Source organism: Rhodococcus sp. IEGM 1241, assembly GCF_033142365.1.
GTDB classification, from domain to species: Bacteria; Actinomycetota; Actinomycetes; order Mycobacteriales; family Mycobacteriaceae; genus Rhodococcus_F; species Rhodococcus_F erythropolis.
On the sequence record NZ_JAWLSE010000001.1, the window covers coordinates 258125 to 279229 of the forward strand.

The 21105-nt window shown below is 61.6% G+C and carries 22 protein-coding genes; 11 read left to right on the forward strand and 11 right to left on the reverse strand.

Annotated features, from left to right (window positions below; all coding sequences use genetic code 11):
- Positions 1–5: 5 nt before the first annotated feature.
- The gene (locus R4P70_RS01200; RefSeq protein ID WP_153212904.1) at positions 6–905 is read left to right on the forward strand and encodes a LysR family transcriptional regulator; all 900 of its coding nucleotides are present in this window, start codon (positions 6–8) and stop codon (positions 903–905) included.
- 22 nt (positions 906–927) lie between these two features.
- On the opposite strand, the gene R4P70_RS01205 is transcribed toward R4P70_RS01200, so the two are convergent.
- The gene (locus tag R4P70_RS01205) at positions 928–2007 is read right to left on the reverse strand and encodes a helix-turn-helix domain-containing protein (protein WP_317559111.1); all 1080 of its coding nucleotides are present in this window, start codon (positions 2005–2007) and stop codon (positions 928–930) included.
- Between the two features lie 9 nt (positions 2008–2016).
- The gene (locus R4P70_RS01210; protein WP_172933153.1) at positions 2017–2988 is read right to left on the reverse strand and encodes an alpha/beta hydrolase; all 972 of its coding nucleotides are present in this window, start codon (positions 2986–2988) and stop codon (positions 2017–2019) included.
- A gap of 219 nt (positions 2989–3207) precedes the next feature.
- On the opposite strand from R4P70_RS01210, the gene R4P70_RS01215 reads away from it, so the two are divergent.
- The 3 genes from R4P70_RS01215 (at position 3208) to R4P70_RS01225 (ending at position 5541) form a co-directional block, all read left to right on the forward strand.
- On the forward strand, positions 3208–3675 hold the full coding sequence (locus tag R4P70_RS01215) for a hypothetical protein (RefSeq protein ID WP_242459892.1): 468 nt from the start codon (positions 3208–3210) through the stop codon (positions 3673–3675).
- 159 nt (positions 3676–3834) lie between these two features.
- Positions 3835–4263 carry a YciI family protein gene (locus R4P70_RS01220; protein WP_007735729.1) on the forward strand — a complete coding sequence of 143 codons (429 nt, stop codon included), beginning with the start codon at positions 3835–3837 and terminating at the stop codon, positions 4261–4263.
- Between the two features lie 3 nt (positions 4264–4266).
- The gene (locus R4P70_RS01225) at positions 4267–5541 is read left to right on the forward strand and encodes an RNA polymerase sigma factor (RefSeq protein ID WP_317559112.1); all 1275 of its coding nucleotides are present in this window, start codon (positions 4267–4269) and stop codon (positions 5539–5541) included.
- A gap of 15 nt (positions 5542–5556) precedes the next feature.
- Here R4P70_RS01225 and R4P70_RS01230 read toward each other — a convergent pair whose 3' ends face one another.
- Positions 5557–5970, reverse strand: coding sequence for a hypothetical protein (locus R4P70_RS01230; protein ID WP_046379562.1), 414 nt, complete (start codon positions 5968–5970; stop codon positions 5557–5559).
- 152 nt (positions 5971–6122) lie between these two features.
- On the opposite strand from R4P70_RS01230, the gene R4P70_RS01235 reads away from it, so the two are divergent.
- From R4P70_RS01235 to R4P70_RS01250, 4 genes are all read left to right on the forward strand, one after another.
- Positions 6123–6293 (forward strand): hypothetical protein, encoded by a 171-nt coding sequence (locus R4P70_RS01235; RefSeq protein WP_021333309.1) that lies wholly within the window; start codon positions 6123–6125, stop codon positions 6291–6293.
- A gap of 76 nt (positions 6294–6369) precedes the next feature.
- Complete coding sequence (locus tag R4P70_RS01240) at positions 6370–7041, forward strand: TetR/AcrR family transcriptional regulator (RefSeq protein ID WP_081051136.1); 672 nt, start codon at positions 6370–6372, stop codon at positions 7039–7041.
- A gap of 144 nt (positions 7042–7185) precedes the next feature.
- Positions 7186–8619, forward strand: a complete 1434-nt coding sequence (locus R4P70_RS01245) for a lipase family protein (protein ID WP_182261828.1) — start codon at positions 7186–7188, stop codon at positions 8617–8619.
- Positions 8620–8772: 153 nt separating this feature from the next.
- The gene (locus R4P70_RS01250; protein ID WP_283567293.1) at positions 8773–9471 is read left to right on the forward strand and encodes a type 1 glutamine amidotransferase domain-containing protein; all 699 of its coding nucleotides are present in this window, start codon (positions 8773–8775) and stop codon (positions 9469–9471) included.
- A gap of 98 nt (positions 9472–9569) precedes the next feature.
- Here R4P70_RS01250 and R4P70_RS01255 read toward each other — a convergent pair whose 3' ends face one another.
- The 3 genes from R4P70_RS01255 to R4P70_RS01265 are packed head-to-tail and all read right to left on the reverse strand — an operon-like array spanning position 9570 to position 12414.
- Positions 9570–10874, reverse strand: a complete 1305-nt coding sequence (locus R4P70_RS01255; protein WP_317830257.1) for an HNH endonuclease signature motif containing protein — start codon at positions 10872–10874, stop codon at positions 9570–9572.
- Positions 10875–10930: 56 nt separating this feature from the next.
- Positions 10931–11785: an alpha/beta hydrolase gene (locus R4P70_RS01260; RefSeq protein ID WP_317830258.1), complete on the reverse strand. Its 855-nt coding sequence runs from the start codon at positions 11783–11785 to the stop codon at positions 10931–10933.
- The gene (locus tag R4P70_RS01265; protein WP_232253178.1) at positions 11782–12414 is read right to left on the reverse strand and encodes a TetR/AcrR family transcriptional regulator; all 633 of its coding nucleotides are present in this window, start codon (positions 12412–12414) and stop codon (positions 11782–11784) included. Before R4P70_RS01265 ends, R4P70_RS01260 begins: the two co-directional genes overlap by 4 nt.
- Before the next feature lie 68 nt (positions 12415–12482).
- Between R4P70_RS01265 and R4P70_RS01270 the strand changes: the two genes are divergently transcribed.
- On the forward strand, positions 12483–13916 hold the full coding sequence (locus R4P70_RS01270) for an amidase (protein ID WP_029256604.1): 1434 nt from the start codon (positions 12483–12485) through the stop codon (positions 13914–13916).
- Here R4P70_RS01270 and R4P70_RS01275 read toward each other — a convergent pair.
- From R4P70_RS01275 to R4P70_RS01290, 4 genes are read right to left on the reverse strand one after another with little or no spacing between them, the layout of a single operon-like run.
- Positions 13913–14551: a DUF5701 family protein gene (locus R4P70_RS01275; RefSeq protein ID WP_317830259.1), complete on the reverse strand. Its 639-nt coding sequence runs from the start codon at positions 14549–14551 to the stop codon at positions 13913–13915. The genes R4P70_RS01270 and R4P70_RS01275 overlap by 4 nt on opposite strands.
- Positions 14552–14561: 10 nt before the next feature.
- The gene (locus R4P70_RS01280) at positions 14562–15206 is read right to left on the reverse strand and encodes a TetR/AcrR family transcriptional regulator (RefSeq protein WP_019745915.1); all 645 of its coding nucleotides are present in this window, start codon (positions 15204–15206) and stop codon (positions 14562–14564) included.
- Positions 15194–15457 carry a hypothetical protein gene (locus R4P70_RS01285; protein ID WP_019745914.1) on the reverse strand — a complete coding sequence of 88 codons (264 nt, stop codon included), beginning with the start codon at positions 15455–15457 and terminating at the stop codon, positions 15194–15196. The genes R4P70_RS01280 and R4P70_RS01285 overlap by 13 nt, the downstream gene beginning before the upstream one ends.
- A complete protein-coding gene (locus R4P70_RS01290; protein WP_024487580.1) occupies positions 15454–15888 on the reverse strand; it encodes a hypothetical protein in 435 nt (144 codons plus the stop codon). Before R4P70_RS01290 ends, R4P70_RS01285 begins: the two co-directional genes overlap by 4 nt.
- Positions 15889–16042: 154 nt before the next feature.
- Here R4P70_RS01290 and R4P70_RS01295 point away from each other — a divergent pair, with 154 nt between their 5' ends.
- Both R4P70_RS01295 and R4P70_RS01300 read left to right on the forward strand, forming a co-directional pair.
- Positions 16043–17371 carry a diacylglycerol/lipid kinase family protein gene (locus R4P70_RS01295; protein ID WP_317830260.1) on the forward strand — a complete coding sequence of 443 codons (1329 nt, stop codon included), beginning with the start codon at positions 16043–16045 and terminating at the stop codon, positions 17369–17371.
- A gap of 112 nt (positions 17372–17483) precedes the next feature.
- Positions 17484–19058: a carboxylesterase/lipase family protein gene (locus R4P70_RS01300; protein ID WP_020909603.1), complete on the forward strand. Its 1575-nt coding sequence runs from the start codon at positions 17484–17486 to the stop codon at positions 19056–19058.
- A gap of 10 nt (positions 19059–19068) precedes the next feature.
- Here R4P70_RS01300 and R4P70_RS01305 read toward each other — a convergent pair whose 3' ends face one another.
- Complete coding sequence (locus R4P70_RS01305; RefSeq protein WP_069145350.1) at positions 19069–21009, reverse strand: BTAD domain-containing putative transcriptional regulator; 1941 nt, start codon at positions 21007–21009, stop codon at positions 19069–19071.
- Between the last annotated feature and the right edge of the window lie 96 nt (positions 21010–21105).

Sequence of the window (21105 nt, forward strand, 5' to 3'; positions counted from 1 at the left end):
GCCGTATGAACCTGCAGCGCGCCCGCTATCTGATTGCTCTGTCGGATCACGGCAGCTTCACTCGCGCCGCCGCGAACGTCCACGTGGCGCAATCTGCACTCAGTCAGCAGATCAAGGTTCTCGAGCGCGAACTCGGCGTTCCTCTGGTGGATCGCCGAGGTCCGCAGTTCACTTTCACCGACGCGGGGCGGGTAGCGGTACGAGAGGCACGCTTCTTGCTCGGGTGCGCAGACCGGGCGGTCGAACGAATTCGATTGGCTGCACGCGGTGTGGACGGGGAACTGCGCATCGCGTACACCCGTTCGTGGGCGGGTGGCACCGTCGGAGATCTGGTCAGCACTTATCGCAAGCTCTATCCAGGCGTCGAAGTTGTCGTGCACCGGGGCACTTCGGCGCAGACTGTCGACCTCGTCCGAACCGGAGCCGTCGACATCGCGGTTGTGCGACCGCCGCTCGATGACGACGATCGTGAACTTCCCCTGATCGTCCTCGACACCGAACCTATCCTGGTCGCCGTTCCCGTGGATCATCCGTTCGGGGATCGAACGACACTCGAACTCGGAGATCTGGTGGACATCCCCGTCGTATTCTGGCCCGAGGCGAATGCACCCGGGATGTATTCGCGGACGCTCGAACAGCTTTGGCCCGACAGCACTCCGAATATCGTTCGATTCGAGGCTGACGACGAGCAGGTTTTGCACGCCGTCTCGGACGGGGTGGGAATTGCGCCGATCCCGCAGGGGCGGGCCCGGATGCTCCGAATCCCGGGTATTCACCTGTGTGAGATCGCCGGCGTGCAGCCGACTCTCGAAGTTGCCGTGACCTACCGTCCGGACAACCCGAATCCCGCGCTTGCACCCTTCGTTGCGCTCGCCGAACGCGAAAGATCGTCAACCACTGTGTAGCACAAGTGATGCGCGGTGGGCCCTATCCGCCATCGAGGACCAGCATCATGGCCGTTGCGCGTGCCCGGTTCTCGATGGTGTCGACGTGGAATCCGACGTGCTGGGACAGCTTTGCCAATCGGTGCGCGACGCTGCTGTGATGAAGATGCATGGAATCGGCTGCGGCCCTCAATGTTCCGGATTGCAGGTATGCCCTCAAGGTTTCGAGTAGTTCTAATCCCTGTTTGGTATCGCCGATCTCTACGGCAAGAACCAGATCCGGTATTCGCGAGTGATCGATGTGTGATCCCGGTGCCAGGAGGTTGAGGGCACCGAGATCGTCAGCGTTCACGATCGGTGTTGTTGCTGACGCCTGTGCGCGAGCGAATCGTGCAGTGCTGAGTATTGTATTCACTTCGGAAGCGGAAGCAGCCAAAGATATTCCGGCGCGAATGGATGACGACAGTGCTGACTCGGACAGCTCGGGTGTCGGTGCGAACGAACCCGCCACGAGATTCAGATACTCGCCATCAGCTTCTATCCCAACGGCTTTGCCAGGTGTGCAATCTTGCGAAATAACAAGGTGTGCAGTGCCGTCGGCCGTGTCTGAGACTGCCTTGGTTGCCATGACACGGACTGGGGTTTGGGGTTCGATACCGAGACCGGCGCAGGAGGTGAGCACCGCGAGTTCATCCATCGGGAACAACAGATTTCGAGTGTGCTCGGCTTCGGTAGGCAAGCGTCGGGGTTGCAGGATTATCGCTGCGGTCAGGGCCATTCGGTCGACGAGCATTTCGTCGAGCGGCAAGTGCGCACCAGGACGCTCGATCCATACCTTCCCGAGAACCTCGTCGTCTACAGCGATGTCCCTGGCCATGCTCGGAGGGAACTGGGGTTCGGGTGACCATCGGCCGCGTGGGTCACATCGGCGCAAATTCTTCTTGCTTCTACCGTGTTCCACGATCTCGATACCTACAACGCAGTCCGCCAACTGCGCGCTCGCGCGAAGCAGAGATGCAGTGTCGGAGCCGTGCCGCACGAGCGTGTCGAAGTAATCGATGACACGTACCAGGCCTGCCGAGTCTGCATCGAGCTCGGCAAGCCGGTACATCAGTCCTTGCATCTCGCAACGCTACGAGACAGGCGACAGCGAACGCAACCCTCTCCGGAGCGCAGTGAGGGCTTCGGCGGCACCTCTTTCGCTGACCGCTGCGGTCGCGACTAGCGCCGACCCGTGAAAGGTTCCGGGGAAGGAGTGCAATTCGACGCTGACTCCCGCTTGCAGCAGTCGAAGGGCGTATTCGATTCCTTCGTCGCGGAGCGGGTCGAGTTCCATGGTGGACAGGTAGGTCGGCGGCAGACCGGTGAGGTCGGTCGCCCGGGACGGCGCAGCGTAAATGGAGACGTCAGGATCTTCGGGACCTGAATACGACTCGCCGAGGTAGTACTTCCACGACAGGATGGCGTTGGGGCGGTGCCACAACGGTGTGTCGACGAAGTTCGTCATCGAGACCGTCGCCAGACGGTCGTCGAGTTCAGGAATTTCGAGGAATTGGAATGCCACAGGCACAACGCCCTCGTCGCGGGCTTTGAGGACAGTGCCCGCGGCCAATCCGCCGCCTGCACTCTGCCCGCCCACTGCGATGCGGCTGGGATCGATTCCCAGTTCCTCGGCATGGGCATGGATGTAGAGGAGTGCGGCGTAGCAGTCGTTGACGGGGCCGGGAAAGGAGGTTTCGGGGGCGAGGCGGTACTCCACGTTTGCAACGGCGAATCCGAGTTCGCGCGCTACCTCGACACAAAATGGATCGCTGGACTCTGCGGTGCCGATTGCGAATCCGCCGCCATGGATCCAGAGCAGAACGGGGACAGGGCCGGCGGTGTTGTCCGGGGTGAAGAAACGAATCTTGACCCCCGGATCGCCGTCCAGGCCAGGAGCGGACAGTTCACGAAGCGAGACTCCGTCGAATGACAGGTCGGCCAACATGGCGCCGATCAGAGCGTCGTAGGTGGCCCGCGCGTTGGGGAGGTCAGCGAAGTCCACCTTCGGGAGCATGGTGAGCGCTGCAGCGAGTTCGGGGTCGAGAGTGGGGAATGTTGTCATGCACTCATCATCTAGCCTGAATGTGGCCTACGTCACCAGTGGTTTGTAGGAAATCGGAGAGTCTTCTACCGACGCCCGTCGGATCTCCCTAGGATGACGCCGGTGGACAGAGTACATCTAGGGGTGGGTTCGAGCCATTCGGAAGTTGGGTCCAGGATTGGTGGACGCCCGCCGCAGGTTTTCACTGGTCAGCCGATTTTGCAGACGCATGAGTATCTCTTGACGCTCGGGGCGCACACGGCTCCGTGGCTCGGTGCGCGAGAGCTTTCCGTCTTCATCCGTCGGGGATTCTCCATCGGCGACGACGACCTCGAATACCCGGACATCGGGATCAGGGCAGTCCTGCACCCGCCGTCATCACGAAGTGCGGAATCGGCCGGCACTCACGAGGGCTTGGGGAGCGCGGCGTTGATCAATCTTCCCGCAGACGACGTAGTGATGCCGTTGGTGTTGATCGCGCCGCAACCGGTACTCATACAAAATGAACCGTCCTACGCCGATGCCGTCGAGGCGGACGGGCATCGCTTCCTGTTCCAGATCAATGAAGAGGGATGGCCGGTGGTTGCCGAGCCGCAACCCGAGTTCGTCGAGGAATACCTGTTTGGCTACGGCTCGGTGTATTTCTACGGGAGCGCTGACGCGGCCGGGCTCGCCGTTGAAGTCGTGCCGGGATTTCTCGATTTCTGAGCTGCCAGACGACCCTTCTGCCGATACCGTGGGCAACGTATTCGACCGGCGGATTTGTCCTTCGAAAATTAGTTTCGGAAGTTTGTCGATCGGCGTCTTTGCCGTTCGACGTGTAGGCAGAGGGACCGAATGAGCGGTCCACAAACGAAGGAGATTCTCATGAAGTACATGCTGATCATGCGTTCCACCGACGAAGCCATCGAAGCATCCAAGGACATGGACTTCGACGAGATCATCGCCGCGATGGGGCAATACAACGAATCCTTGATCAAGGCCGGTGTGCTGCTGGCGGGTGAGGGATTGGCGATGGAGGAGGGATTCATCGTCGATTTCGAGTCCGATCCGCCGCTGGTCTCCGACGGCCCGTACGGCGAGACGAAGGAGTTGTTCTCGGGATTCTGGATCATTCAGACGTCGACCAAAGACGAAGCCTTGGAATGGGCGAAGCGCTGCCCGCTCGGGCCGGGAAGCAAGCTCGAGGTGCGCCGTGTGAGCGAGATGTCGGACTTCGATCAGGACAACGAATACATCCAGAAGGAAGCCGGCTGGCGCGAAGAGCTCGGTACCGATCGTCCGGTCGCAGGCTGAACCATGACCGACGAGGCGGTGCGAGAAGAAACGAGAAAGGCTGTCGACGCGGTCTGGCGAATCGAATCCGCGAAGATCGTCGCCACGTTGACTCGCACCGTCGGAGATCTTGATCTCGCCGAAGACCTGGCAGCGCAGGCTCTGCTCGAAGCTGTCGAGCAGTGGCCTGCCACCGGAGTTCCCCGAAATCCCGCTGCCTGGCTGACTTCCGTTGCGACGCGTCGAGCAATCGACGGGTGGCGACGACGTGAGAGGCTGGACGAGCGCTACGCCCACTTTGCGCGTGAACTCGAGAACGACGCTTCGCATTTCGACGACGTCAGCTGGGATCCGGATCGGATCGACGACGATGTCCTTCGCCTGATGTTCATCGCCTGTCACCCGGTGTTGAATCGAAAAGCGCAGGTGGCCTTGACTCTTCGGGTTGTGGGCGGGTTGACCACCGAAGAAATTGCGAAGGCGTTCCTGACGCCGACCGCGACAGTTCAGCAGCGGATAGTCCGTGCTAAGAAGGCGTTGACCGCTTCGAAAGCGGTTTTCGAAGTTCCCGGACGAGAAGAGTTTTCGAGCAGGTTGAGCGCCGTCCTCGGAGTCCTGTACCTGGTGTTCAACGAAGGTTATGCAGCCAGCTCGGGGGACGAGTGGATGCGAGCGGACCTCAGTGCTGAAGCTCTGCGGCTCGCGCGAATACTCGCCGAATTGGTCCCCGGGGAATCCGAGGTACACGGCCTTGTCGCGTTGATGGAGCTGACAGCCTCGAGATTCGGCGCTCGGACAACCTCGACAGGTGAGCCCATCCTGCTGGCGGACCAGGACCGGACTAGGTGGGACCGCCTACAGATCTCGCGTGGGCTTGCGGCGCTGGAACGAGCTGACGCCGTCGGGCGTGGACGTGGCCCGTACGGTTTGCAGGCAGCGATAGTCGAATGTCATGCGCGAGCAGCAACTTTCGATGACACCGATTGGAAGAAGATAGTCATCCTCTACGAGGCTCTGGCGCAACTGGCCCCGTCGCCCGTGGTCGACCTCAATCATGCGGCGGCGGTATCCATGGCATACGGTCCTGGCCCTGCGCTCGAATTCGTCGACAAGCTTGTCGCTTCAGGTGAATTGACGGGCTACCACCTGCTTCCCAGTGTTCGGGGGGAGTTGCTCAGTCAGCTCGGCCGATCCGAGGAGGCTAGAACCGAACTCCTCGAGGCAGCGAGGCTGGCCGGAAACGAGCGTGAGCGTGCAGTATTGGTCGCGAAAGCAGATGCGCTGCTGTCGGATCAGTAGTCACGCGATTGGTAGTCAGGGCTGAGTCGGATCATCATTCGGCACCATGGGCGGCATCCCGACTCCGTACGGATCGAGCATGTCCGATACACGTCGACCCCACCGTTCATGCGCGGACTGACGGGTCATTCCGGCAGCGCGGCCGATGGTTGCCCATGTTGCGCCGAATCTTCGCAGGCTCATGACGCTTGCCGTCGAATCGATGCCTGCGGCGAGCTGGATCCGGAAACTTGCCAACTGCCAAGCCATCTGACGCTGCGCCGGGATGTCGGTGTCCTGTTCTGCCTCCCATTCGGGGCTACCAGGTAATGGATCCGTTCCGACAATCTTGTCCGCCTGCGCGCCGGCCTCGGCGATTCCGGCGTTGACCGTCGAAGTTGCGGCGGTCTCGATCTTTGCGGTCAGGGCGGTCTCGATCAGATCTTGCATAAGAAGTTCTCCATTCGTCAGGTTTAGCCTGACAGTTTCAATCGAATGTTGTCAAGAGGTACCTGACGGATTCCATTTGATTAATGCACGATCTATTTGTGTACTATCTAAATGGCCTTCGGTTCTGTTGGCCGACGTCGAAGGGGTTGCTGGTGAAGATCGTGGTTCTGTCATTCCTGATGGCGCTGACCTTGATGACGGTCGGGATCATCGCGGCGCGCAACTGCAGCACTCGACCTGCCGTGACCGGGGCAGTTACTGCGGCGTCGACGGTTCTTGCTGCCGCCTGGACACTTTTTGCCGTGGCCTTCGTACTGACCTGATCGCACTTCGGCGTGAGCGCGCCAGCGTCGGCGACTGAACTGCGCAGCAGGTCAGGTACGTTTTGTCTGCAGCGCGATGCCGCATACCCTGGCAGGCGTGGCAATTGCTGAAACAGACAGGAACTATGGAGGAAGGTCGGTCGCGGCACGCAAGGCCGAGCGCCGTTCCCTCTTCTTGAATGCTGCTCTCAGTGTGTTTGCCGACAAGGGGTATGCCGGAAGTTCGGTGGCGGATATCTGTGCGTCCGCGAGTTTGGCCAGAAGGCAGTTCTACGACGAGTTCGGTAGCCGCGAGGATCTACTCCTGGCGCTGTATGACCAGATTCAACTCGACGCCAGAATTGCAATGGTCGACGCACTCGACGCGGAGCCTTCGGTCAATCTGCGGGACAAGGCAGCAACGGCCATGGCTGCCTTCGTCGAGTCGGTCGGAAGTGACCCGCGACGTGCACACGTTGCCTTCATCGACGTCGTGGGTGTCAGTCCTCGGGTGGAAAAGCATCGTGTGGACCAACGTTCGGTTTGGGCAACATTTTTCGAGTCGATCATCAAAGGGATTGTGGGCGACGATTACGAACCGCCGGGTGGTTACCGGTGGGCGTCCACTGCCTTCATCGGTGCGCTTACCGCGCTGGTGCACCAGTGGAGCACTACGGAGCCTCGTCCCCCTGTGTCGGTACTGGTGGATCTGATGACGGTGCTCCTGAACGCGTTGATTGACGACGCGCCCCTTCGTGCCGGCGAATAGGTCACGAACACCGGGGATTGTAATCCAGCCCACAACGCTCTACTCTCGTCCTCAATATGTTAGACACTCGCATCTAACTTGTGCGCCCGTGATGAGAACTGCGGCAACACAAGGCAATCTGTGCTTTTTCGGGGAGGAATTGGTATGGGACGACGCTGGACAACTGACCGACAACGCGGGGGCTTCGCGATTGCCGTGATTGCAGTAATCGGGCAGATCGCACTTTCGGCACCTGCCTCAGCGGCACCGGACGGAGGTGTTCCTACCCAAGTTCAGGTCCAGCCTGCCCTGCCGCCTGCGGTTGCGCCGCCATTGCCTGCGCTGGACCAGGCCTTTTATGAACCGCCCGCCGGGGTCGTCGAATCCAAGGAGCCGGGTGAGATCATCGCCGCGCGTACAGTGAATCTCGGTACTCTCAATCTGATTCCGACCAATGTTGATGCGTGGCAGATCTCATATCGTTCCAATAACGCTGCGGGTGAGGCGATTCCGGCTGTCACCACAGTGATCAAGCCTCGCGGCGACACTCGCGACGGCGGGCCGCGTCCGCTGCTGTCCTTTCAGATGGCCGAAGACTCGCTCGGAAGTTACTGCGCACCTTCGTATGTCATGCAGCAGGGCGCATTGCCGTGGCTGGTGACGGGCGCTGCCACTGGTGGGGCGCAGTTCCTCGAAGTGCAAGCGGCGCTGGCGCAGGGCTGGGCACTATCGGTGCCCGATCATCAGGGGCCGAATTCTTCTTTCGCGTCCGGCCCGGTAGCCGCGCGGATCACGCTCGACGGTATTCGTGCCGCCGAGAACTTCGAACCGATGGAGCTGCAAGGTCGGTCGACTCGAGTAGGGCTGCTCGGGTACTCGGGCGGGTCGATTCCTACTGGTCACGCGGCTGAAATGCGGCGCACCTATGCCCCGGAACTGAATGTCGTCGGAGTCGCCGAAGGCGGTGTTGCAGCCGATCTCGGTGCTTTGCTCGACAATGCCAACAACGCTCTAGGGGCCGGGATCGTCGCTGCCGGTGTCATCGGAGTGAGCCGAGAAGATTCTGAACTCGCAGGCTTCATAGATCAGCACATAAACCCCTCCGGCCGAGCGCTTTTCGCTGCCAAAGACAACCTGTGCATGCTCTGGACGTCGGCTGCTGTGCCCTTCCTCAACATCAAAGGTTTCCTCGATGTACCGGGAGATCCCGTCCAACATCCCACGGTGAGAGCCGCGCTCTCTCGAGCTGCCATGGGTAAGTCCGTTCCTGACGTGCCGATGTACATCTACCAGTCGAATCCCGACTGGTTGGTGCCTGTGGGCCCGGTGAACAAACTCGTCGATACCTATTGCCAAGATCCTTCTGCGAGTGTCGTTTACACAAGAGACCACTTCAGTGAGCATGTCAGCATGGAAGTCGTCGCATTGCCGAGTGCTCTGCTGTGGCTTCGTGATCGGTTCGCCGGCGTCCCGGCCCAACAGGGGTGCAGCACCTTCGATGCTGGATCGATGGCGCTTGATCAGAGAACGTGGCCGGTCTGGGAAGACGCAGTGGGCGAACTTGTCGCAGGCCTGTTCGGCAAGCCGATCGGAAACTAGCGGGGGACGTGATGTTGTGGTGAGGAATTCTCCCACGGGCAAGGTGTTGCACTGACTGGACGTTGTTTCACTGATCGGGCCTTGACAATGGAGTCTTGTCACAACTGGCTTCTTGTCACAATTGGGTTCCTGTCACCGACGAAAGGTTGCGCGATGACAAAGCTGTTGTTTGCAGTCACTTCTGCAGATCACTGGACGCTGAACGACGGGACAGCCCACCCAACCGGATACTGGGCGGAAGAACTGGTCGAGGCGCATCGCGTTTTCGTCGAGGCCGGCTACGACATCGTGATCGCGACGCCTGGCGGTAAAGCCCCCGTTGTGGATGAGGGAAGCCTGGCGCCCGAGGTCAACGGCGGGCAAGAAGGCGCTGATCGTATGCGCAAGTACATCGCCGATCTGCAGCCGGTGCTGGATTCGCCGGAGATTCTGGAGAACGCCGATGCTGCCGACTACGATTTGGTCTTTGTGCCAGGTGGACATGGACCGATGGAAGATCTTGCGGTGTCGGCATCCTTCGGCGAGCTTCTGGTGAAGTTCTTGGATGCCGACAAGGTGGTTTCGGCGGTCTGTCACGCACCGGCGGCACTTCTGCCCGCCCAGAGATCCGATGGAAGCTGGCTGTTCGACGGCTATCAGCTGACGGCGTTCACCAATGAAGAGGAGACGCAGGCTGGTCTGGCGGACAAGGCTCCGTGGCTGCTCGAAACTCGGCTACGCGAGTTGGGTGGCAAATTCTCGAAGGCTGACGCCTGGTCGCCTTATGTCGTGGTGGACCGGAAGCTGTACACCGGCCAGAATCCGGCTTCGTCGAAGCCGCTCGCCGAGCGGATCGTCGCCGACTTGGGCTGAACGATCACCGGCTAGGCCTGAGCACGGCTTTCGGCACCGCATCGAGGACTCCTTCGATGCGGTGCGGGGCCGTGTTCTGTTGTGCCTGAGGTTCGTCCTCAGGTTTTGAATGTGGTGTTCGCCGGTCGGGGGTGCTGCTGCGGGTCGATCGAGGGTGGTGGGATGAACCACGGTTTGTTGTCGACCCCGATGCGGATCACCCACTTCCCGACGAACCCGGATTTCCGGTGCATTAACCGATGATGTGAACGGCACAGCAGGACAAGGTTGTTCATCACCGTCGGGCCGCCGTTGGCCCAGTGCCGGATGTGGTGCGCGTCAGTCCAGGCGGGCACGCATGTGCATCCGGGGAACGCGCAGCCTTTGTCTCGGGCGATCAACGCCACTCGCTGCTCCGCGGTGACCAACCGTTTCCCGGGTTTCGCATCCAACGGCGCCCCGTGGTCGTCGAGCAGCACGGTCGAGAGGAAACAATCACACCCGAGAAGCCTGGTCTGCGAGACGGACAGTGGTCCGAGCCACGGCATATGTCCGACATCAAGATCCGACACAGCCACTCCACCACGAGAAGCAGCGGGTGTTGCGGCGCAGTCACGGTGCTCCGCGAGATCGCGGGCGTTGATGTGCACGTTCACGTGCGGGCGTTGGCCGCCGTCGGTGCCGGTTTTGGCGCAGTCCAGATAGCGGCGGATCAGTTCGGTGAACCCGTCCGCGGTCCGTTTCGCCGCCGACCGGGAATCCGGGGTTCCATCGGGTGCCGGGGTGGGCATCGTCAGATTCGACAATGCCGACAACAACATTTCCCCGGTGAGGGCATCGAAATCGCCGCGCACCACCACCCGACCGTTCAATGTCGACGCGATCCGGAGCTCGTTGCGGTCGATGTCTTCGGCGGGTGGAATTTCATCGGATTCGAACACTCGCTCTAACGTCGCGATGACGTTCCGCACCTTCGTGGTCGTCGACTCCACGCCCGAAGCAGCAGCCAACAACAAATCGATGCACTTCGGTAGCGCTTCCTCCGGCATCCCCTTCGGTGGTGATTCGCAGAACGCCACGATCAACACGGCATGCTCGAACGAGCAGTCCCCGACATCGAACCGAGCAGCCACCGCGGGAAACGGCCGCAGCGCTGCACCGAGGGCGGCGATCTTCTTCCCGTCCCGGACCTGCAGCATCGTGTTGGCCGCCAACCACGAACCGACCCCGCGGCTGGCGATCACCTGATCATCCGGGCGCACCGAGAGTTCGTCGACCACCGCCACACGAACAGCCTCGAGACGAAGAATCTCCGCGCTCGCCGACACCGCAGCAGCACGCAACTCAGAAGCAGACAACTGCCACAGGCGTCCGCGCAACCCCACCGCAGAACCAGACACCACATCCGATAACAAGACACTCATTGAATCCCCCGATCCCCACCCCCAATAATACTCGAACATCAGTTCGAGTCAAGAGGTTATGTGAGGGCGCGAATGAGTGGAGTGGGGTCTGCGACTACGAACAGATGACCGCCCCCGCTGACCTCTTCGAAGCGAGAGTGGGGGATCATCGAGTGGGCCCAGCGGGCAACTTCGATGGGTACGTTCCTGTCGTCGGTTCCGTGCAGGAAAACCGTTGGTACCGAGATGGATTGAAACAACCCTGGCATCTCGCGGCGGTACCGAGCCAAATCGACAACCCCTGCGGATCCGCCCTGTGCGATCCCTTCGGATGAATCCAATTGGAGAGCAGGGCGATGCGACTCGTCGGTCATGACGGCCTGATCGGCGGCCGGCCAGATCGAGACGGAGTCGCTGCGCAACTTGGAGAACACTCCGGTTCCCGCAAGCATTGCACCAGCCATGCGGGGAGCCCAGTTGGCGGCAAAGTAAAGCGCGGATACCAGTTTTATCCTGCGCCGCAAAGTATCTCGTGGGGCTCCGGGAATCATGGCGCACGCCAGCACCAATTTCGAGACTCGTTCGGGAACGGCCGCAGCGACTGTGAGCGCGTACCCGCCGCCTCCGGAGAAACCCATCAGTGTGGCCGAGTCCAACTCGAGATGATCGATCAGAGTGACGTAGTCGTCGTCCCAGGAATGAAATCCCTTGTCCGTGTGTGGATCTGTGCGACCGAAGCCGGGGCGATCGGGGACGATCAGCCGTAGACCCGCCGTCGCAGCCGCGTTGTCGAGCGAGAGCCCCTCGTATCGGCTGCCAGGTGATCCATGAACCACGACTACCGGCCGGCCAGTCGGATCACCGTACTCGCAGAACGCGATACGGCGCCCCGAGGTGCCACGAATTTCGGTTGTCGCCACGCTACTTGTCATGTTGTGCTTCCTCGCTGCGCGATCGACGCCACGCCATCCAGAATGAGCGTGACTCCGAATTCGAACCTTCGGGCGGGATCGTGATGAAGCGCGAACACCGATGCCTCGCGTCGATCGGCGGGTGCACTGTCGAAAGCTCCGCGTCCCAATTGAATTGCGACGTGTCCGGTCACGAAATCATGCACGGCGCCGTACGCGTAAGTGGCCTGTTCGTCATCGAGGCCGGCCTGCGAAAGCGCTCGCACGACTCGGTGGGCGGTATCGTCGGCGCCGGGCGCTTCCAGTGATGCCTGCCGATGGGCTTCCAGAACGAGAGGATGCTTCATCAGAAGGTCATGTAGACCGTAGGCGAACGTGCGGGCAACCCCGCGCCAGTCGGTCGGCCAGTCGATCGACGAGACGGCTTCTCCCACGAGGGTGGAAATCAGGTCTCGCCTCAACGCGTCGATGCCGCCGGTAGTGCGGTGGACGGACATCGGCGATATGCCCAGTCGCTCGGCGAGCACTCGAAATGAGACCGCGTCCAGGCCGTCCGTATCGGCGATCTCGGCCGCAGCATCGAGTATCTGTCTGTGACTCAATGCTTTTGGTCGACCGGCCCTTGCGGAGCCGGCGGATTCGGATACCATGCTGACAACAATAGCGATACGCGTATCGAAATTACAAGTGCCGATTGACCTACAAGGAGTGCTGCCCCATGACTGATCTCCATCAATTGTCCGCTGTCGAACTCGCCGCAGTGATCGCCGCCAAGCAGGTCTCGATCCCCGAGGTGGCACGGTACTTCGTCGATCGTGCGACCACTTCCGATGACGTGGGTGCATTCACGACGATCGCCGGGGAACATGCGATCGAACTCGCCGAGCAGGCCCAGCGAAGGTTGGACGAGCGGGACGCCGGACCGCTTCCGCGCCTGTTCGGCGTCCCGACGGCCATCAAGGACCTCGACGCGACTCGCGGCATCCGCACGACCTTCGGGTCGGCGCTCTTTCGGGACTTCGTGCCGGACGCCGATGACGAGATCGTCGAGGCGATCCGAGAAGGTGGTCTGATCGATATCGGCAAGACGACGGTGCCCGAGTTCGGGGCAGCGTGTTACACCGAGCCGGAAGTTGCTCCGCCCGCGCGCAGTCCGTTCGATCGCACACGAAGTGCTGCCGGTAGCAGTGGTGGCGCCGCGGCCGCCGTCGGCGCTGGTCTGGTGCCGTTTGCTCAGGGAAGTGACACCGCCGGTTCGTTGCGTTCACCGGCAAGTACGTGCGGAGTCGTGGGCCTCAAGCCGAGTCGCGGTCTGATCACGATGGGGGTGGCAGGTCACGACAACTTCGGTTTTGCGAGCAAGGGGCCGATCGCCCGAACGGTTCGCGATACCGCTGCACTGCTGGATGTTCTGGCGACGCGACCTGGCGCCGGGACGATTCACCCGCCCCGGCCGAAGTCGTTCGAAGAGTTTGTCGTCCAGGCAGAAGGATCGCACTCTCGCCCCCTGACCGTCGCCCTCGCTCATGGCTCGGTATCCGGCGGCACGGTGGACCCACGAGTCTCCGAGGCGGTATCGAGGGTGGGCGTCGTTCTCGAGAGCCTGGGACACAACGTGTTCGAACGTCCTCAGGCCCGAGACGACGCCTTCGTCGATGCCTTCACCACGATGTTCTCGTCCTTGGCCGGCACCAAGCCCATTCCCGAAGAGTACGAACACCTTCTCCGTCCGATAGTGCAGCACTTACGTGTTCGAGCAAACGAAGTGCCGTCGGGCGATCTGGCCGCGGCAATCGGAGTTGTTCAGGCATGGGCGCGGCGGTGGAGCCTGGATTACGCCGACGCCGATCTTGTTGTCACCCCGACGGTGACAACACCGCCGTTGGCAGTCGGTGAGCTACGTAATGACGAAGACCCCGCGACTGAACTGATCGACATGGTCGCTTTCACGGGAAACACCATCGTCGCCAACGCAACTGGATTCCCGTCGATCAGCTTGCCGCTCGGTTGGACGGAAGACGGTGTTCCACTCGGCGTGATGATCTCGGCGAAATGGGGTTGCGACGCAGAATTGCTCTCTGCCGCTGCAATGCTGGAGAACGCGATGCCGTGGAAGGATCGATACCGATTCGACCGCGCAACCGTGCTCTAACCCGGGAGCGACGTCCGCCCGCCGGCCGATGCAAACCCCAACCACGTGTGGCGGTTACCCCACCAACACCACCCGACTTTCGGGGCGTTGCGGTTGTCTTTGCCGTCCCGGCCGGTTCCGTTGCTGATCCACACAGCCGGGGTTCTGGTGTCGAAAGTTCCGTCAGGCTTACGCAATCGGGAGCCGATGGTCATGAAGCACTTTCCGCGTTCGAGGACGTCGGGGCGCTGCAACAGCCAGTGAATGCCTTCGGTGAGGGTCAGCGGCGTACGGTCGGCATCGACGATCGCGGGAAGCGCTTCGTCCGGGCTCCAATTGGCCAGGTGATCCCCGCGGTCGACTTCGCCGAGCAGATACATCGCGGTATCAGGCAACGCGGCCGGCTCGGTAGGAGCGAACAGATCGACGTCGGCCATGTCGACGACAATGAAGCCCCGCTTGTTCTTGTGCTCGAGCAGGGGAGTCAAAATGGAAGCTGGAGCGAGTTTTTCGTGCACGGTAAGCAGTCCAGCCTCACCTTTTCCGGCTGCGGCGGCTGCCCTGACGTCGCCGGCAGAAAGCCCGGTCATCTCGTGTACCCCGAGTTCGATCAATCGCTCGGCCTGCTGATCGATGGGCGGGAGGTCGAAGTGCATACCTGCGATCCTACCGATCGTGAGCAGGCCGAGCGGTGGGATCGGCGGTGAGGGAAGTCGGCCACGAGACGCCCAATGCGCGCATGATGAACGGGACGGTGGTCGCCACGACAGTGTCCACTCGGTCGCCGGCCATGAGCATCGGGCGACGGCTTTCCACGCAGGCGAGGATGAGTTGCGCGGACGCGGCAGCATCGGAATCGACAAAGACGCCGGCGTCGACACCTTCCTGGACGAGCTGTTCTACCAGAACCGACAGCGGGACAATATGTTCGAGGAAGCTTTCGCGATCCTGCGCGGACAGCAATTCGACCAACGCGATTCCCGTGAATCGCTGCAGTGAGAACTCGACGAGCGTCAGTTTGACGAGGATTTCGATTCGGTCGACAGGATTCTCGCGATCCGCGAGTTCACGCTCGGCCAGGAGCAGGAATCTGTCCATCTCGCGGGTGGACCAGGCAAGCAGTAACGCAGATTTGTCGGGGAAGTAGTTGTACACCGCTGTCCGTGAGACACCGGCTGCCTGGGCCACAGTCTGCAGCTTCACGTTCTGCCAGCCCTGCTCGTGAAGTTCGCGAATGAACGCGTCCAACATGGCTTCTCGGGTCGCGATCTTGTGTTCTGCGGTTGTCGCGCCACCGGTCAGCTTCGGCATGGTCGATCCTCCTGTGTCTGATTCATGGTCACGGGGAGGTCGAACAGATCCGCAACAAGGCGTGGATCACCCTGCCACATCGAGACGGGTACAAGCATCATCTGCTGCGCGATCGAGCGTACGGATCGGCAGACTTCCTGCGCTTCGGCGGCGGTGAGCGTCGTGCGTTTGCGCAATCGCTCCATCTCCGCGGCAGTCAGATCGGTGATCCATTCTTCGGCCGCAAGTGAGAGGGGTGAATCCGGTGTCACGGCCGATCCAACTCGGCACTGGAGAACCTCGAAGTCATCACGGACAGCATGACGACGGCGACGACCGAAACGGCGTGTGCCGCCGCCAGCCAGAGCGACTCGGGTGCATGTTTGTGGAGGGTCGGCGCCATCAGCATGGCCATGAGGAGGGCGAGACCCGACAACATCGCGGGGCCGTTGGGTCGGCCGACAAGCAGGCTGACCAGGAGAACGAGCGCGACAACGCTGCAGGCCACGTCTACGGGCGGGTACGTGGTCGGGACGATTCCGCGGATGGTGTCGGTTAGGTTCAGCCCGATCGACACCAATTGTGCGAGGCCCGTCGCGCCGGCCAGCCAGGCCGTCCACCGCAGTCCGTGAAGACCGGCTTTCCGCACCACGGTCAGAGGCTCCTCCGAAGATCCCCATGCTGCGGACGTCGGTGTTGTCACGGGCCTTCTCCTTTTTATGACGAGGTGTCGTCATAAAGTATCAGCGCTGGAAAAGTGGGTTTCCGAGGGTAGGTAATTGGCTAGTCCTGAGGAGACAGGCACGGCACTGTCAACAGTTGAATATCCGACGAGGCGAACTGCGGGAGGTGGCTCGATGACGACCCCTGTCCGCACGGATCGGCCCTCGTCGAAACAGAGTTGGTTGGCGCGCGCGGCATTTGCGGCGCTGGTTCTTGCAGTCGTGGTGCTCCTGATTTTCGCCGGACTGAAAACCTTGACCATGCTGATCCTGGGGATCGGTGGGGTGGTCGTGTGCGTCGTAGCGGTGTACTGGTTTCTGACCACTCGCGGATTCCTCCGCTGGATCTCGTTGGCTGTGGCGGTTCTGACGCCGATCGTGGTGCTCGCCTTCCTGATCCGAGAACGGCTCTTGTGGGTGGTGCTGCTCTCGATCGGATTGTTCGTCATAGCCGGTATCTGCGCCCGCGCCGCTTTGGAGGGGGAGGAGAAGGAACTGCCGGTGGTCGAGCGACCGGCGCCGCCGCCCGCCAAACCGTTCTTCGTGATGAATCCGAACTCCGGCGGTGGCAAGGTCGAGAAGTTCGACTTGAAACGCAAGGCCGAGGAACGGGGGGCCACGGTCGCACTGCTCGAGGGGCCCGAGAAGATCGACGTGACGGCCTTGGTCAGGCAGGCGGTCGCGGACGGCGCCGACCTACTCGGTGTTGCCGGTGGCGACGGAACTCAGGCGTTGGTTGCCGCTGTCGCGGCCGAACACGACCTGCCCTTCCTGGTCGTCAGCGCCGGGACGCGCAATCACTTCGCCGCGGATCTGGGTCTCGACCTCGACGATCCGTCACGGTGCCTCGACGCGCTTGTCGACGGCGTCGAGGTGACGGTGGATCTGGGTAATGTCGGCGGTCGAACTTTCGTCAACAACGCATCGTTCGGGGCATACGCCGAAGTTGTCCAGAGTCCGGAGTACCGCGACGCCAAGACCAGCACCTTCCTGCAGAAACTCCCGGATCTGCTCGCCGGACGCGCCGGAGCGGTGCTGACCGCGCGCTCCCCGAGCGTGTCCGCGGTGGGTCCACAGGCGGTTCTGGTCAGCAACGGACCGTACGAGATGAACGACCTGGCGGGGCTCGGTCATCGCCCGCGATTGGACCGGGGCACTCTCGGGATCGTGGCGATCTCCGTCGGCAGCGCCCGTCAGGCCGTCGGGTTACTCCATCGGGCGCATCAACGAGGCCTGGCTCAGGGCACCGGATTCGAGGTGATCATCGACGCCGACACCGACGAGATTCCGGTCGGCGTCGACGGCGAGGCTCTGGTGATGCCGACTCCCGTCAGGTGCACGGTCAGCCCGCAGGCACTGAGAGTCAGAGTCCCCCGAGACCGTCCGGGCGTCCGTAGGCCCAGGCATGCCTGGGATCTGGTCCGATTGCGAGAGTTGGCTAAGTTCACGAAATCCGGCGCATGACCTGGCGATAGCCTTGCATGACTGCCAGCAGAGTGAATCCGGCAAACATGTCCGATTTGCACCGGATGCTGGCAGCATTGAGGGCCGGTACGGATCCTCGAGGAGCAATCGAATGACGATCACACCCAGCGAAGCGCCGGTAGTCGAGACAACGTACGGGCCGGTTCGTGGATCCACGGAAGGTGCGGTATCGAGTTGGAAGGGGATCCGCTACGCGGCACCTCCGGTCGGGTCGTTGCGTTTCCGCGCACCCGTTCCGCCACAGCCGTGGACCGAGATTCAAGACGCAACAGAATTCGGTCCGTGTGAACCGCAAAGTCGACTTGCGATGATCCCGCTCGGTGAGAACGTTCCGATGGATGAAGACTGCCTGTTTCTCAACGTATGGGCGCCGGGCCCCGTCGGCTCTGATGCGCCGGGTAAACCGGTCATGGTCTGGATTCACGGCGGTGCGTACTTTCGCGGAGCATCCAGCCAACCACTTTTCGACGCAACCACATTGGCTGAGAACGGTGACGTTGTCGTCGTCTCGATCAACTACCGCATCGGTGTGTTCGGCTTCGTCGATTTCTCGTCCTTCAACTCGGAAGAACACACCTTCGAACCCAATGTCGCTCTCCGCGACATGATTGCAGCGCTGCAATGGGTTCAAGGCAACATCGCGGCCTTCGGTGGTGATCCGAATCGGGTGACGTTGTTCGGCGAGTCGGCAGGTGGCGGCGCTGTGACGACGCTGATGACCGTGCCGTCCGCCCGTGGCCTGTTTCATCGCGCTATCGCCGAGAGTTCCCCCGCCACTTCGGTGTACGGGAGTGAACGTGGCGAGATCGTCGCGAAGCTGTTTCTGGAGATCTTCAGCGGCGGTGGCGATCTGGGTCTATTGCGGTCCACGTCTGCCGAAGACATGATCGGGCCGTCAGACGAACTGTTTGCTCGCGTCCCTCAGGAGACGCCCGGCACTTTGGCGTTCGCGCCGATCGTCGACGGTGATCTGCTCCCTGATTACCCGGTGCGCGCGTTCCGTCACGGCAGTGCACACCCGATTCCGCTGATCATCGGAACCAACAAAGACGAATCTTCGCTCTTCCGGATGATGAAATCGCCGTTGATGCCGATCGATCCCGTCGTGATCACGTCGATGTTCGCGGAGATCGCCGACGAGCACCCTGGGCTCGAGCTACCCGATCATTCGCAGATCGAAGGCGCGTATTCGGGGCTGTCCAAGCTGGGCGCTGGTCTCGGGCTGACCCGTGACTTCGGATTTCGTTTGCCCACGCTGTGGATTGCCGAGGCGCACAGCAAGATTGCACCGACCTGGTTGTACCGATTCGACTACGCGCCGCCGATGCTCAAGGCGCTGAAAATTGGTGCGACCCACGGGACCGAACTTGCCTACGTCTTCGGCAACATCAATCACGGAGCGCGGGACATCACCTACAAATTGGGTGGGCTGAGCGCGGCGCGTCACGTGTCAGAGCGCATGCAGGCGAGGTGGCTGGATTTCGCCAGAGCTGCAGGTGATTACGGCACCGGGGCCGATCGTGAACTGGGTGCGGACCCGGGATGGCCAACTTACGACACCGACACACGCTCGACACTGTTGATCGACAAGCACGATGCCGTCGTCGCTGATCTGGATTGCGAAATCCGGGAGGCGTGGGGCGACACGGTGATTGCATTCACCTGATGGTTCCGGTCTACTGCAGTGTGGCGAGATAGTGCGAGACGGGTCCCGCTGTGAGCATTCCGCTTCCGGCGCCGGCAATTTCGGCGGCGGCAGGTAAGAGCGCCGCTCGAGCACGCTCCTTGACTCGACTGTCGCCGACTGCAGTGGCCGCCGCGGCAGTCAAGCACCACAGTGCCTCGGAGAGTAGGTCTTTGGGCGGGTCCGGCAATGCCTCGACGGCCTTCGCAGCTTCGTTCGCCTGCCCCTGTGCGATGAGCAGGTGTGGCCGGGCCCAGGGTTCGTACGGGCCCCACTGCGTAGCCGGGTCGAAAATTGCCGGCAGTCCCCGCCACACACGGAGGGCGAGAATTGCGAGAGGGAGTATGCCGTCCTCGAGACCCGGCATGCCGGAACCGGAAAGGTTCACCGCCGCAGCTTCGTACAGCTTCTCGCAGTGCGCCGCTTCTGCGCCGGTAGTGGCCGTTCGCATAGCGCGAAACCAGGTGGTGAACACCGCTGCCAACGGCCGTTCGTGACGTCCGGCCAATCGATCAACTGTCTCGGCGTGTAGCTCGGCTGCGTCGAATTGCCCCAGTGCGCTGAGGGCTTGCATACGGATGAGATGTCCGAGAATCTCGAAGGTGGACAGTCCGTGTCGAGCGGAGAGGTCGACCAGTTCACGGCCGATGCCGTCGCGCTCGGAGGCCAGACCGGTAGTCCAGAACGTCTGCATGAACAATCCGTTCAGAGCGAAAGCCAGGAGACCTGGATCGTCGAGAGAACGACTGATCTGCACTGCAGCGCGGGCACATTCGAGCCCACGATGACCGGACAGTCCGCGCGATTCGAGTGCAATTGTCGCCAACAGTCTGGCCCGAGCGGGTTCGTTGCCGACCGGAAGTCGATCGAGGGTGCGCTGAGCGGCCGCGACGATCTGCGCAGCCTGCCGAGGATCGTCGGATCGTGTCCAGATTCCGGGCACGTCGTAGTTGCCGATGATCCGTGCGGTGAGTTCGACATCGTCCAATTGTTCAGCGGCACCGATGATTGTCAGTCGTTGGTTTCGGGCAGTCTCGAGTCCGCTTCCGCCCGTAACTGCCAAACTTCGGAGGAGACCGACGGTTGACTCCAATCTCGATTTCGATCCTGCCGCTACGGTCCGGTCGTACGCTGCCGAAACCTGAGTGAAGATCTGTTCTGCCGCTACAGGATCCAGGTGGTTTTCGCGGCGGAGAATGTCGGACTCGAGGTCGGTCAGTCGTGGCCCGGGGTCGATGCCCAACTCTTCGGCGAGTAGCTCGCGTGCGCGACGTAGGACTGCCAGAGCATCGCCTTGACGGTTGGACCGGTACAGCGCGAGAGCGAGTAGTCGCCAACCGTCCTCGCGCCAAGGGTGTTCCGTGACGTGGGCGTCCAGATCGGGAATCGCTTCGGCAGTTCGCCCGAGATCGAGTTGCGCGGATGCGAAGCGTTCGACGCCAGTCAGACGCAGTTCCTCGAGGCGTGACCGCTCAGATCGAGCCCACGGTTCTTCGGCGAACTCCGCGTAGGCCGGCCCTCTCCACAGTTGGAGCGCGGTTCGGAGCAGTTCGAGTGATTGCGCCGGCGTCGAATCGGCGGCTTCACGTACCAGTCTTTCGAATTCCCAAGCGTCGACCGCGTCGGGTGCAGCACGAAAGGCGTAGCCAGGGCCTTCGGTGACAATGACTTTCGGCTTCGTTCGCGGGGCACGATCCGGTTCGAGTGCGCGCCTCAGTGCGGAAACGAACGTACGTATTGCACTGGTCGCCCCGGCCGGAGGATCGACCCAGAAGTCGTCGACAATCACGTCCACCGGAACAACACGTCCTCGGGCAATGATCAGACGAGCGAGGACCGCTCGGTGTCGTGGACCTTTCAGATCGATCAACCCTGACGAATTGTTCCACGCGACCACGGGTCCGAGAACTCCAAAAAATGTGTGGTCTCGCATTTCCCCACGTTATCGCGCTCATCGAATGCTCATCGACTACGGCGAGGCTGATTGCCATCACCCGAACTATTGCCATCACCCCGACAAACGAGAGCG